Below are 12701 nucleotides of genomic sequence, written 5' to 3'. Positions count from 1 at the left end.
AAAGAGGTATCCCATGAGTGTGGAAACACTGATGACACTGGCCGAAAAAATGCCAAAAACCGAACTACACCTTCACATTGAGGGAACCTTTGAACCCGAACAGATGTTTGCACTGGCTGAACGCAACCAGATCCCGCTAAAATACTCGAATGTTGAAGACCTGAAAGCCGCCTATCAATTCACCAATCTTCAGGACTTCTTGGACCTGTACTATCAAGGCATGTCCGTCCTGTTAAAAGAAGCGGACTTTTATGATTTGACGATGGCCTACCTGACCAAAGTACATCAAGAAAATGTCGTGCATGTGGAGATATTTTTTGACCCTCAAGGGCATCTGTCCCGTGGGGTGGACTTCGAGCCACAAATCAGCGGCATTTATAAAGCGTTAAAAGAAGCAGAAGAACAGTGGGGAATGACGTCTAAACTCATTATGTCTTTTCTGCGCCACTTAAGCGAAGACAGTGCATTTGAAACTCTAGAGCTTGCCAAACCCTATCTTGATTGGATTGATGGCGTAGGATTAGACAGCTCGGAAATAGGCCATCCCCCAGAAAAATTTGCTCGCGTTTTCAAAGCCTGCCAAGAGTTGGGACTGAAAGTGACCGCCCATGCTGGTGAAGAAGGCCCTGCAGACTACGTATGGCAAGCCATTGACCTTATACAAGTGGATCGTATTGACCATGGCAACAGAGCACTTGAGGATGAACAGCTCGTTAAGCAAATCAAAGCGCGCAACTTAACCCTCACCGTTTGTCCCTTGTCTAACCTAAAACTGTGTGTGGTCGATGATTTAACAAATCACCCCATTAAGCACATGCTAAAGCTCGGCCTCAACGCTACCGTCAATTCAGACGACCCTGCCTACTTTGGAGGTTATATGGTGGACAACTATCATGCTTTGATAAAAGAGTCCGATCTGAGCAAAGCAGAACTGCACCAATTGGCGAAAAACAGCATTGTCGGGAGCTGGATGTCAGCGGATGCAAAGCAACAGCATCTGGCGACACTTGATCAACTGTTTAGCACGTATTAAAAGTCACCTAGGGAAAAGCAAAACATACTGGGCATCGCCTTCTGTTTTGCTTTTTTATCGCCTGCTGTATGATTTTCTCTAAAGTATTCCCCCACTAGGCCGCCCCATTAAGATTTCTTATGGTAAAATGCCTTCTTTTTTCATTAGAGCAAATCCCATGACTGAGACTTCTTCTCTTAACGAGACATTTTTCCGCTTACCGAGTCGCCAACGTTACGACGAAGTCATCGCACTCATTAAGAAAAAGAACAGCATTTGGACCCTATCCGATGCACAAGGCTGCTTAATCCTCCCTCTTGGCCAAGATAAAATATTGCCCATTTGGCCAACGCCAGAATTAGCACTTTCATGGGGACAAAAAGACTATCCCGATTTTACCCCTTTAGAGATTTCTAGTATGGATTGGACTGACAAATGGTTACCAGGCATGGAAAAAGATGGTTTTGATGTAGGCGTCGCACCTAACCTTGCTGGGGAATGTATTGTTTCAAGCGCGCAAGAACACGCTGGTGATATTCAAGGCTAACGGCCTTGATATTCGTTTCTCCATAAGGGTTATGTGATGACATGGTCAATGATTCAACCAAATAAGCAAGCAAGACGTTTTCCCGTCTTGCTTAGCCTGTTTGCGGTCATTGCCATTTATGTCGTTCCTCTCATATCACAATTAAACATGCAAGCTCATGGAATGAGCCACATGGATATGAATCCGACGATGCATAAGCATCACACCCTCCCCCATTCACCGACAAAACAGCTAATAACGCTACCAGCAGCATCAATGGTTCACATGGGTGAAAATGGTATTGGGGAAAAAATGACGGACTCGGGTTCCATGGACTTCCATGACCCTGATCATTCCGCTAAGTCGATGGACGATAGTGATACCTTAGGGCTTAGGGCAGCTTGTGGCTTTTGTACACTCCTCTTCCACCTTGCCTGCTTAGCGGTACTTACCTTTATCCTGCCAATCTTAGTGGCGATTTCCTATCCCGCTATATCTTACACCATTAGCACTCACCTCTTACCCTCACGCTATTCAAGATTACAGCCAAGAGCCCCACCAAACACTTCCCACGCTACGTTTATATCATCATACAGCGATCTATTGGCATGACATCCTGATGACGGCACATGACAACCTGTCACGTCCTATCATCAAGTGAAGCCGTTACCTAATAGAAAACTGAGACCTTTGAACGATCGTGAATAGGCTAAGTAGAGGCTTTTCTAACAGTCTTTGCGCCTCTCTTTTACATCGTATCGGCCAAGCACGTCATCGCACAAAGGGCACCTATCGCTTACTTTTTGTTAGATAAGTTTCGCTCTTTTTAGACGTGGCTTATCCCGTTAGACAGATGAGATTTATGTCCAATTTACCAAACACGAAGAAGCCAGACGCTTCGAAAAATGCCATGTTATTATTGATCACCCGTTTACACTTTTATATTGGCATGTTTGTCGCCCCGTTTATTTTCATCGCGGCGCTGACAGGCACCGCTTATGTATTAACTCCGCAACTTGAGGCTTACGTCTATAAACACGAACTCAAGACTGATAGCACAGGGCCAAATAAACCTTTAACAGAGCAAATAGCCGCTGCTCGCCAATCCTTGTCGAAAGATCTCACCCTATTTGCTGTGCGACCCGCACCGCTACCAGGGGACACCACACGCGTCATGTTTCTCGATCCAAGCACCCTATCAGGTGTTCGCGCTGTCTTTATTGACCCTCATAACTTAGCGGTTCGCGGCAGTTTAGGGGTCTATGGTACCAGCGGTGTCCTGCCCCTTCGTACCACTATAGACTACCTACATCGAACCCTGTTACTCGGTGATTTGGGACGAAACTACAGTGAACTGGCCGCTTCTTGGTTGTGGATTGCCGCGCTAGGTGGCGTATATCTTTGGTATAAGGGAGGTAAAAAAAACCAAGCCGAGCTTGCCACTCGCACACCCTATTTGAGAAAACGTAGAAGTCACTATCAACTTGGTTTAGTGATTTTTCTTGGACTGGTGTTCTTTTCAATTACTGGTCTGACTTGGTCTAAATGGGCCGGTGGTAACATCAGCACAGTCCGCCAATACATTGGTTGGGTCACACCCTCCGTCTCTCTAGATATTAAAAAGACAGCGCACAGCACAGGCATGGGTGAGCATGCAAATCACCTTGGTCATTCAAACAGCACTAATATGGCCATGGCTCAAGCGGCGCCATCAGCAACAGAAACCGACCAGCTTTTCGACAAAGTATTAAATACCGCACGAGCAGCGGGGATCCATTCCACTAAGGTTGAGATCAAACCACCAAGAAAAGCCAATACGGCTTGGTTTGTTCGTGAAATAAATCGGGAATGGCCCACTCAAGTCGACTCTGTCGCCATCGATGGCAGCACCTTAGCGGTATTAGATCATGCGCAATTTGCTCACTTCCCATTGATTGCCAAATTAATCCGTTGGGGAATTGATGCTCACATGGGCTTATTATTTGGTTTAGCCAATCAACTCATATTAGCCGCTTTTGGTTTGTCTTTGTGTGTCATGATTGTTTGGGGATACACCATGTGGTGGCGTCGACGTCCAACCGCTGGGGCCACCTCCAAACCACTGCTAGATGCTTGGAGCAAACTATCACCTACCTGGAAAGCCATTAGCCTTGTAGTAAGCCTCTTTGTTGCGATCAGTCTCCCCGTAATGGGCATCAGCTTAGTCGTGTTTTTACTTATCGACGCGATTCGTTGGCAAAAACGGCTTCGTAGTAAGACCGCAATTCTCCAATAAAGAATCAAACACCCTATTCTGGCAAGAATAGGGTGTTTTTATGGGTAGCCTGTTTTACCGCTTTATGCAGCATATCTTCCTATTAGGCTGCCACATTAGCGCTATTTTTTTGAAATATTTATGAAACATATTTTCATATTTTATACTATACTCAAGCGTTTTCACCCTTCAGTTTGGTTTCTAATATGGCAAATGCGTTAAGTCGATACCGCTCTCCGCTCAAACCCTTTCTTACTTTTTTACTCATTACATTATGCACCTTAACCCTAAGCCGGCTCGCTCTGATCATCTGGCAACATGAGCGCGTCGATTCGTTTAAAGACTGGCTCACCATACTAGGGTTTGGTTTGCGTATTGACTTAGCCTCTTTGGCCTATCTAGCCGCCTTACCCGCACTCTTTGCTGTACTAGTCTCCGACATTCCTTATATTAATCGTGTCTGGGATATTGTATGCCGCATTTGGCTCTCGGCAGCCTTTGTTTTTTGTGTCTTTATGGAAGCGTCAACACCCGCCTTCATCAACGAGTACAATTTACGCCCAAACCGACTGTTCGTTGAATATTTAATCTACCCCAAAGAAGTGTTTTCCATGCTTATGGCGGGGCATAAACTCACCCTTGCCTTATCGTTACTGGTCACGATTGCCGCTTTTGTGGGCATTTATTATTTAATGCGCAAACAGCACATCACCAACAAGCCACAACCAAAATGGTTTGAACGACCGGTTCTCGCCGTGCTCATTTTACTTCTTGGCGTATTAGCCGCGCGCTCTAGCTTGCAACATCGAGCCATTAATCCAAGCTATACAGCCTTTACCAATGATCCTTTGGTCAATAGCCTAACCCTCAATTCAGCTTACTCCATGCTCTATGCGGTCAGTCAGATGCAAGATGAGGTCAGCTCGTTTCAACTTTATCCACAAATGAGCAAAGCAGACATTCTCTCCAACATACATAAATCCATGGGACTAAAAGAAGCGGACTTTGTGTCGAAAGACTTCCCCACTTTGCACAAGCAAACCGCGACCCATCAATACAAACACCCCAAAAACCTCGTGATTATTTTGCAAGAAAGCCAAGGGGCACAATTTATTGGCAGCCTAGGAGGCCTACCGCTATCTCCTGAATACGACAAATTAGCCAAAGAGGGCTGGGCTTTTAACCAACTTTACGCAACAGGCACACGCTCTGTGCGAGGAATCGAGGCCGTCGTGACCGGGTTCGTCCCAACACCAGCACGTAGTACGGTTAAACTACCCAACTCTCAAACGGGCTTTTTCACTCTTGCGAAATTACTGGGGCAGAAGGGATACGACACCAGCTTTATCTACGGTGGTGGTGCGCATTTTGATAACATGAAAGCCTTTTTCTTAGGCAATGGTTTCGACAGCATTATTGAAGAAAAGGACTTTGTAAATCCTGAGTTTGTTGCCTCTTGGGGCGTCAGCGACGAAGACCTGTTCAAGAAAGCCAATGAGACATTTATTGAAAAAGCTCAGCATAACAGACCCTTCTTTAGCCTTGTGTTTAGTTCCTCCAATCACGACCCTTTTGATTTTCCTGATGGCAAAATTGAAGATTACAACACACCGAAAAACTCTCGTGAGAATGCGGTAAAATACGCGGATTATGCAGTAGGCAAATTTTTTGATATGGCGAAAAAGTCTAACTATTGGAAAAATACGGTATTTCTTATTGTCGCCGATCACGATGCTCGCTCCAGCCGACCAGAACTGGTTCCCATTACCAACTTCCATATTCCTGGATTAATCTTAGGCGCAGATGTTCAACCGCAGGAAGATCATCGTCTTATCAGTCAAATAGACCTAGCACCAACCCTGCTGTCTTTAATCGGTATCAACTCGTCGCACCCAATGATAGGACAAGACCTAACCAAACGAGATGCCAGCTATGTGGGCCGGGCCATTATGCAATTCAATCAAAACCAAGCCTTTATGCGTGGTAATCAAGTGGTCATATTACAGCCCAAATTGCCGCCAAAGACCTTTATTTATCGAAACCATCGTTTAGAAGCCTCTAAAGATGTCAGCCCAGAGCTCATCAGCGAAGCCATTGCCCATCCATTACTCGGCACTTGGCTCTATGAAGACAAAAAATACAACATACCAAGAGAAAACGAGGAATAAACAAACAGAAGCCGAGCGATGCTCGGCTTCACATTTAATCCGTTAGCGAGTTCAAGGCTCTTAATGCAGAACAGAACCTTGCATTTCTGCATAGTGACGATCACAAAACCTGCCATCAAATTTTAGAACGGTGATAGCTAAGGACCTGCCCCTTAAAAGGTTTCAGTAAATAACTCGTTTCTAACGGTTTACTTTGACTATGTTGATACCCTAATGACACCATTTTCTTACTAAACACAGCATGATGGCCTCGACCAGGATCAACCAAAATCACTTCACAATCTGGCGCCGCATGACAGTCAATAAAATCCGCTAGCATGTCCACATGGGAGCGCTCATACAACAAATCACTACCAATAATGCAATCATACTGACCTAATGAAGTCTCGCCATCTTGCCAACCAGTTCGTACAAATGGAATGGGGCGATCCCCATTAAGTAATACATTTGCACTCAAAAAACGCCCGGCTTCTGGATGATAGTCCGTCGCGGTAATATTGGCATGACGATGATTCAATACCAAACTGGCCAAACCAATACCGCAGCCCACTTCTAAAATACGTAACCCATCGATGTTATGGGTATACATCAGATGCGCTAACACCTCACCTGAAGGCCAAATAATACCGAATAGCGGCCAAGTAGCAGAGGAAATACCTAGATTTAGAGCTTCATTCTCATCATCGGAAAATTGTTGATTATCGCGAAGAGTACGTACGTGAATATCGGAAAGATCAAACTCTAATGTTTGATAACGCACACGAAAAGTTGACATAGTTAGCCTAATTAACGCTCAATACTACTGAGCTAAGAGCGTCATACTAACCGTATCGCTGCTATTTACCTACTCAATAACACAAATTAAATGTTGCGTTATGTGCATAAAGCCTGTTCTACCTACACTAGACATACGGTAGTTAAAGCCTTTCTAACCCTCTGCTAAGACATACTTAACCATTCGTTAAGAAACAAACCTCCCACATAAATAAACAATCTAAACGCCAACAATAAGGAAAAAATGTGAATAAGTTGTCAGGATACTAACACCTGAACTGAACATACATATAATAAAACAATATTGATATTCATTATCATTAGTATTTATAAAAACACATTACATTTCGATATTTTTTAGCTTTTATCACTCACAGGCAAGGTGTCACCTATGTTTTTTGTTCCCTTTCTAATCATGCTCCGAGAAGGACTTGAAGCGGCGTTAATCGTCAGCCTTATCGCAGGTTACCTTAAACGCACTCAACGCGGACATTGGATGCCAGCCGTTTGGGGTGGTGTTTTCAGTGCCGCACTACTCTGCTTGGCTATTGGTTATGGCATCAATGAAACCACTGGTGAGTTTCCTCAAAAACAGCAGGAATTATTCGAAGCCATCGTTGCCGCCATCGCAGTGGGTATGTTGACCTACATGGTGTTTTGGATGCGTAAAGCAGCGGCCTCAGTCAAAACAGATCTACACAGTTCCATCGATAAGGCACTGGGCAAACACCAAGGTTCTCGTCAAGGTTGGGCCTTGGTTGGCATGGTGTTTCTAGCAGTCGCCCGTGAAGGATTAGAATCCGTCTTCTTTCTTCTCTCTGCCTTCCAACAAGGCGCTGGTACTTCTGCACCACTAGGGGCGGTGACAGGCTTAGCTTTGGCCGTCTTATTGGGCTTTGCCATTTATTTAGGTGGTCTCAAATTACCACTGAGCGCCTTCTTCCGTTGGACCAGCTTATTTATTTTATTTGTGGCAGCGGGCCTTGCTGCAGGCGCCATTCGATCGCTGCACGAAGCGGGTGTTTGGAACTACTTCCAAGGCATCGCCTTTAATGCCAGTGACCTTCTGTCGACGCATAGTGTGTTTGGCACCTTATTAGAAGGTTTATTGGGTTACCAAGAAACCCCCACGGTCAGCGAAGTCGCCATCTACTTTATTTATCTTCTTCCCGCGCTGTATTGGTTCTTCAAGAAGGATGATCTCACTTCCAGCCCCACGAGCCGTACGGCGAATAGTGGGACGTCTTAGATCAACTGGAATAACAAGTAAAACAATCTATTACAAACGCTCTACTCTTAAACAACAACGATACGGAGTCACTAATGAAAACTACTCTCTCAACGCTTGCCCTTGCGGTGTCCATCGCCGCTTGTTCAACCATGGCTCAAGCCAAAACACAGGCTTCTGATTTGGTTGCTCCCATTACCGACTACAAGTTCTATGTTATTGAACAAGTCGATGGTTTGGTGAAAGATACAAAAGCCTTTACAGATGCGGTTATCGCAGGGGACGTGCAAAAAGCCAAACAACTCTACTCTCCTGCTCGCGTGCATTATGAGCGAATTGAACCGGTTGCCGAATTGTTCTCCGACCTTGATGGCAGTATGGATGCCCGAGAAGATGATTATGCCAAAGGCGCAGAAGACCCCAATTTCACAGGCTTCCATCGTATCGAAAAAGCACTGTGGGCAGACAACACCACCAAAGGTATGAAGCCTTATGCAGAGAAACTTTATCAAGACACACTTGAACTGCATAAACGACTCACCAACTTGGCTTTCCCCCCTAGCGCAGTAGTGGGCGGTGCCGCTGGCTTAATTGAAGAAGTGGCTTCCAGTAAAATTAGTGGTGAAGAAGACCGTTACGCCCGTACCGACCTTGACGACTTTCAAGCAAATGTCGATGGGGCGCAAAAAATCGTTTCCTTGCTGAAACCCCTTCTCATTGAGAAGAATCCAACCTTAGTCAGAAAAATCGACAACAACTTCAAGCGCGTTGATAGTATTTTAGCGAAATACCGTACTCCAACAGGCTTTGAATCCTACGATAAATTGACCGATAAAGATCGTCTAGCATTAAAAGGTCCAATTACGGTATTGGCAGAAGACTTGTCTCTGCTTCGTGGCGAACTCAACCTTAATTAATCCATCATACGATCACATCAAACACCACGGTTTGATTGGTTTCAAACCGGGTGTTGCTTATGGAGAGAAACATGTCGGCCTCATCTAGTTTATTCAAAAATGTCTGGCGAAAACCTGCTCTGTTGGCAGTGACGACAGGGAGTTTGCTGGCATCTTGTAGTGCATTCGCCAGCGATGTCCCGCAATACAATGTCGTCGTCGACGATAAAAAGTGTCAGCCTATGGCCCTTACCGTTCCAGCAGGCAAAGTACAATTTATTATTCGTAACCAAAGCATGCGAGCACTGGAATGGGAAATTCTTGATGGTGTTATGGTCGTTGCCGAACGGGAAAACATCATCCCAGGCTTTCAGCAAAAAATGACCGTTACCCTAGAGCCTGGCACCTATGAGATGACCTGTGGCTTATTAACCAATCCTCACGGAAAACTTATAGTACAAAGCGACGGTCAGAACAAACCTTATAAAATCACCAGTAACGATTTTATTGGGCCGATTGCCGAATACAAATTCTATGTAATGAATGAAACCCGTCAATTGACTAAGGCGACTCAAGCCTTTACTGATGCCATTCGTGCCAACGAGATGGACAAAGCCAAGGCACTTTACAGCCAAGCGCGTGTGCATTATGAGCGGATTGAACCCATTGCTGAATTGTTTTCTGATCTAGATAACCGTATTGATGCCCGTGAAGATGCCTTTGCCATGGGGGCAAAAGACCCACACTTCACAGGATTCCATCGTCTTGAATACGCCCTCTGGCAAGCCAACAACTTGGCAGATAGCAAAGCATTAGCCGATCAGCTTGATAAGGATGTGACCGAACTACAGGGCCGCATACGTAATCTACCCTTCCCACCCTCTACTGTCGTCGGCGGCGCAGCAGGCCTCATTGAAGAAGTGGCGGCCAGCAAACTCAGTGGTGAAGAAGATCGTTACGCTCACACCGATCTGGACGATTTCAACGCTAATGTGGAGGGGGCTCAAAAAATCGTCTTCTTATTCAAGCCGATGATGGACAAGATTAATCCCCCATTACAACACCGCATTGAAAACAACTTCAAACAGGTCAATGAGATTTTGGCACGTTACAAAACCGACACTGGCTTCGAGCCTTATAACCAGCTATCTGAGCAGGACAGAAAGCGTTTAAAAGGGCCGATTACCGAACTGGCGGAAGACTTAGCAAAACTGCGCGGCAACCTTGGTCTGAACTAAGCAAGCGTGCATAACACATGAGACAAGCACACAAAAAAACACTGGGCGAAGATATTCGGCCAGTTCATCAACAAACCGTTACGCGATCCGCTGGAGCAGAGCGAAAGCGTAGCAAGTAACCATATTTGAAGGGAATAACATGAATTGCCCGTTTCATTCTCTATTACAATCCAGACAGACAAAAAAAACTAATCAAACAGAAAAAACCGAACAAAATCATGACTCAATCATCCAAGAGCGTCGTAATTTGCTTAAAGGTCTTGGTGCCGTTGGTGGTGCTATTGCTCTCGGTAGCACTGTCTCCACCCAAGCCCTAGCCGAGTCAGACGGTATGATGGAAGGGAAAATGAAAGTGGACGAAGGCTCGTTCGACGCTGAATTTTATACCAGCCGTCAAATGAAACAGCCTTTTTACGGCGCATACCAAAGTGGAATTTTAAATCCTCCTCCTGCGTCGGCTTGCGTCGTTGCCTTTGACGTGATCGCTTATAACAACGACGATTTAAAAGGCCTCTTTAAAACCCTCACCGAACGGGCAGCATTTCTAACCCAAGGCGGCAAACCACCTAGTACAGGGGATAAGTTCCCCCCGTTAGACTCTGGTATTGTAGGCACTTATATCAACCCAGATAACCTAACCCTCACCGTTGCACTGGGCGCTAGTTTGTTTGACGAGCGTTTTGGTTTAACAGATAAAAAACCCAAGCATCTCGTCACCATGACGCGTTTTCCAAACGATGCCTTACAAGCTGAAAACTGCCATGGAGACTTATTAATCCAGTTCTGCGCGAATTCCCCCGAAACCGTGATTCACGCGATGCGCGACATCATTAAACACACGCCAGCCACATTGAGCGTGCGCTGGCGCCGAGACGGTTTTATCTCCAACCACGTGGCGGCAACCGCAGGCAAAGAAACCCCAATCAATCTACTTGGTTTTAAAGACGGAACGGTCAATCCCAATACAAAAGATCCAAAAGTGGCTAACGAAGTCATTCTCGTTACACCAGAAAACCAAGAACCCAAATGGGCTACTGGTGGCAGCTATTTGGCCGTACGAACCATTCGCTTTTTCGTCGAACAGTGGGACAGAACACCACTGCAAGAACAAGAAACCATTTTTGGTCGAGAACGTGATACAGGCGCACCGTTGGGTATGAAACACGAGCATGATATTCCTGATTACGCTCAAGACCCTGAAGGAAAAATCATCCCGCTGGATGCCCATATGCGCTTAGCGAACCCCAGAACGCCAGGCTTTAACCAACACCAACTGTTACGACGCGCTTATAACTACTCAGATGGTGTGACCAATGCTGGCCAACTGGAAATGGGGCTGCTCTTCCTAGCCTATCAAGCAGACTTAAAGGCGGGCTTTATCACCGTTCAAGAGCGCTTAAATGGCGAGCCACTAGAAGAGTACATCAAGCCATTTGGTGGTGGTTATTTCTTTGCCTTACCAGGCGTGAAAAAACCAGGAGATTATTTTGCCCAAGAGCTGCTAGAAAGTTAGTCTCTTGTTTCTAGTGGAAAGGGAGATAAAGTGGCCTCTTCTCCCTTTCTGCCCGAGCATTATTACTATGTGGCTTCCGTCGCATACTGGTTAATCGCGGTTTGAATCAAATCAATGACAGACTGGGCGGCAAATTTACGTGGTACCGTGATCGCGTAGAAGTTCTCAAACGCCTGTGGAATGCTTTCATAATCCTGCAGCAACTTAGCTTGAATCTCGTCTTTAACGACTACAGGTGGTAAAACGGATAAATAGCCACTGTCACGGGCTAACAATCGCAACATGGCCATATCGTCCACTTCCGCCTTAATCTCTGGCTGATATTGATGGGCGGCACAAAAAGATTCAAACGAGGAACGAATATCGGTATTTTTCCCCGGTACCACCCATTTTTTATCCCGATAGCCCTCTGGAAAGGCCGTGCTTGGCTTGTCACCATAAGGCCCGATAATGGCCACCGCTTGGCGGGCAACCAATTGGTTTTGCCAAGTGGTCTCTTGGCTTTCGCTTAAAATCGCTCGATTGGTTAAGGCTAAATCCAACTCATGATTCACCAAACCATTAAGTAAATCTGTCATCCCACGAGAAGACAAAGAAAAACTCACATGCTCACTTTCTAGTAACGGCTCAATAAAGCTCTCAATAAAGTTTCTTGATAGATTACTCTGTATGCCCAAAGTAATGTGCTGCACTTGTGTGGCCCTGCCCTTTTGTAAAAAGTTTTCAAGCTCCTCACCGGTATTAAAAATGTCTTGCGCATAAGCCAACACGCGTCGCCCCACATCCGTCAAAATCAATTTTCGACCCTGGCGCACAAATAAAGTCACATTCAAGCTATGCTCTAACTGCTTAATTTGTGCCGACAGAGCCGACTGGGAAATATGCAGAACGTCAGCCGCCTCCGTTAAGCTTGGGCTTTTCGCAACCTGCCAAAAATAATACAAATGATGGTAATTCAATCGCGCCATAGGTCAGTCCGCCCGTTCAGATAATTCAGACTCATTCTATTTAAACACATACAAAAAACAGAACGATTGGTTTTAATATATGTATTTTTATTAACAAAATAAAGACTTCATAATACCTACATCC

General features: G+C 45.4%; 11 protein-coding genes. 9 read left to right on the top strand and 2 right to left on the bottom strand.

Going from position 1 to position 12701, the window contains the following annotated elements:
- Positions 1–13 precede the first annotated feature (13 nt).
- The 5 genes from AC0VYI_RS10260 (at position 14) to AC0VYI_RS10240 (ending at position 5960) form a co-directional block, all read left to right on the top strand.
- A complete protein-coding gene (locus AC0VYI_RS10260) occupies positions 14–1033 on the top strand; it encodes an adenosine deaminase (protein WP_199477603.1) in 1020 nt (339 codons plus the stop codon).
- Between the two features lie 157 nt (positions 1034–1190).
- Complete coding sequence (locus tag AC0VYI_RS10255; RefSeq protein ID WP_475449120.1) at positions 1191–1559, top strand: DUF2750 domain-containing protein; 369 nt, start codon at positions 1191–1193, stop codon at positions 1557–1559.
- Between the two features lie 36 nt (positions 1560–1595).
- Positions 1596–2150: a DUF2946 domain-containing protein gene (locus AC0VYI_RS10250; protein WP_475449118.1), complete on the top strand. Its 555-nt coding sequence runs from the start codon at positions 1596–1598 to the stop codon at positions 2148–2150.
- A gap of 250 nt (positions 2151–2400) precedes the next feature.
- Positions 2401–3813 (top strand): PepSY-associated TM helix domain-containing protein, encoded by a 1413-nt coding sequence (locus tag AC0VYI_RS10245; RefSeq protein WP_475449116.1) that lies wholly within the window; start codon positions 2401–2403, stop codon positions 3811–3813.
- Positions 3814–3998: 185 nt separating this feature from the next.
- Positions 3999–5960 (top strand): LTA synthase family protein, encoded by a 1962-nt coding sequence (locus AC0VYI_RS10240; RefSeq protein WP_475449114.1) that lies wholly within the window; start codon positions 3999–4001, stop codon positions 5958–5960.
- A 115-nt stretch (positions 5961–6075) separates the two neighbouring features.
- Here the strand turns inward: AC0VYI_RS10240 and AC0VYI_RS10235 are convergent, their stop codons facing one another.
- Complete coding sequence (locus tag AC0VYI_RS10235; RefSeq protein ID WP_475449112.1) at positions 6076–6735, bottom strand: class I SAM-dependent methyltransferase; 660 nt, start codon at positions 6733–6735, stop codon at positions 6076–6078.
- A 390-nt stretch (positions 6736–7125) separates the two neighbouring features.
- Between AC0VYI_RS10235 and efeU the strand changes: the two genes are divergently transcribed.
- The 4 genes from efeU to efeB all read left to right on the top strand — a co-directional run bounded on the left by efeU (position 7126) and on the right by efeB (position 11609).
- Positions 7126–7983, top strand: coding sequence for an iron uptake transporter permease EfeU (gene efeU / locus AC0VYI_RS10230; protein WP_475449110.1), 858 nt, complete (start codon positions 7126–7128; stop codon positions 7981–7983).
- Between the two features lie 74 nt (positions 7984–8057).
- Positions 8058–8879 (top strand): iron uptake system protein EfeO, encoded by an 822-nt coding sequence (gene efeO, locus AC0VYI_RS10225; protein ID WP_199477596.1) that lies wholly within the window; start codon positions 8058–8060, stop codon positions 8877–8879.
- 71 nt (positions 8880–8950) lie between these two features.
- Positions 8951–10096, top strand: coding sequence for an iron uptake system protein EfeO (efeO, locus tag AC0VYI_RS10220; RefSeq protein WP_475449108.1), 1146 nt, complete (start codon positions 8951–8953; stop codon positions 10094–10096).
- Positions 10097–10235: 139 nt separating this feature from the next.
- Entirely contained in the window at positions 10236–11609 is a 1374-nt protein-coding gene (gene efeB / locus AC0VYI_RS10215; protein ID WP_475449106.1) for an iron uptake transporter deferrochelatase/peroxidase subunit, read from the top strand.
- 65 nt (positions 11610–11674) lie between these two features.
- Here efeB and AC0VYI_RS10210 read toward each other — a convergent pair whose 3' ends face one another.
- Positions 11675–12577 (bottom strand): LysR family transcriptional regulator, encoded by a 903-nt coding sequence (locus AC0VYI_RS10210; protein WP_475449104.1) that lies wholly within the window; start codon positions 12575–12577, stop codon positions 11675–11677.
- Positions 12578–12701: the final 124 nt, after the last annotated feature.

The sequence above is a fragment of the Marinomonas sp. 63XJN7_9_ISO-PGPR-S23-217 genome (assembly GCF_056173515.1).
The sequence above is the reverse complement of the archived record's forward strand: the minus strand, read 5'-3'. Positions and strand labels throughout refer to the sequence as shown.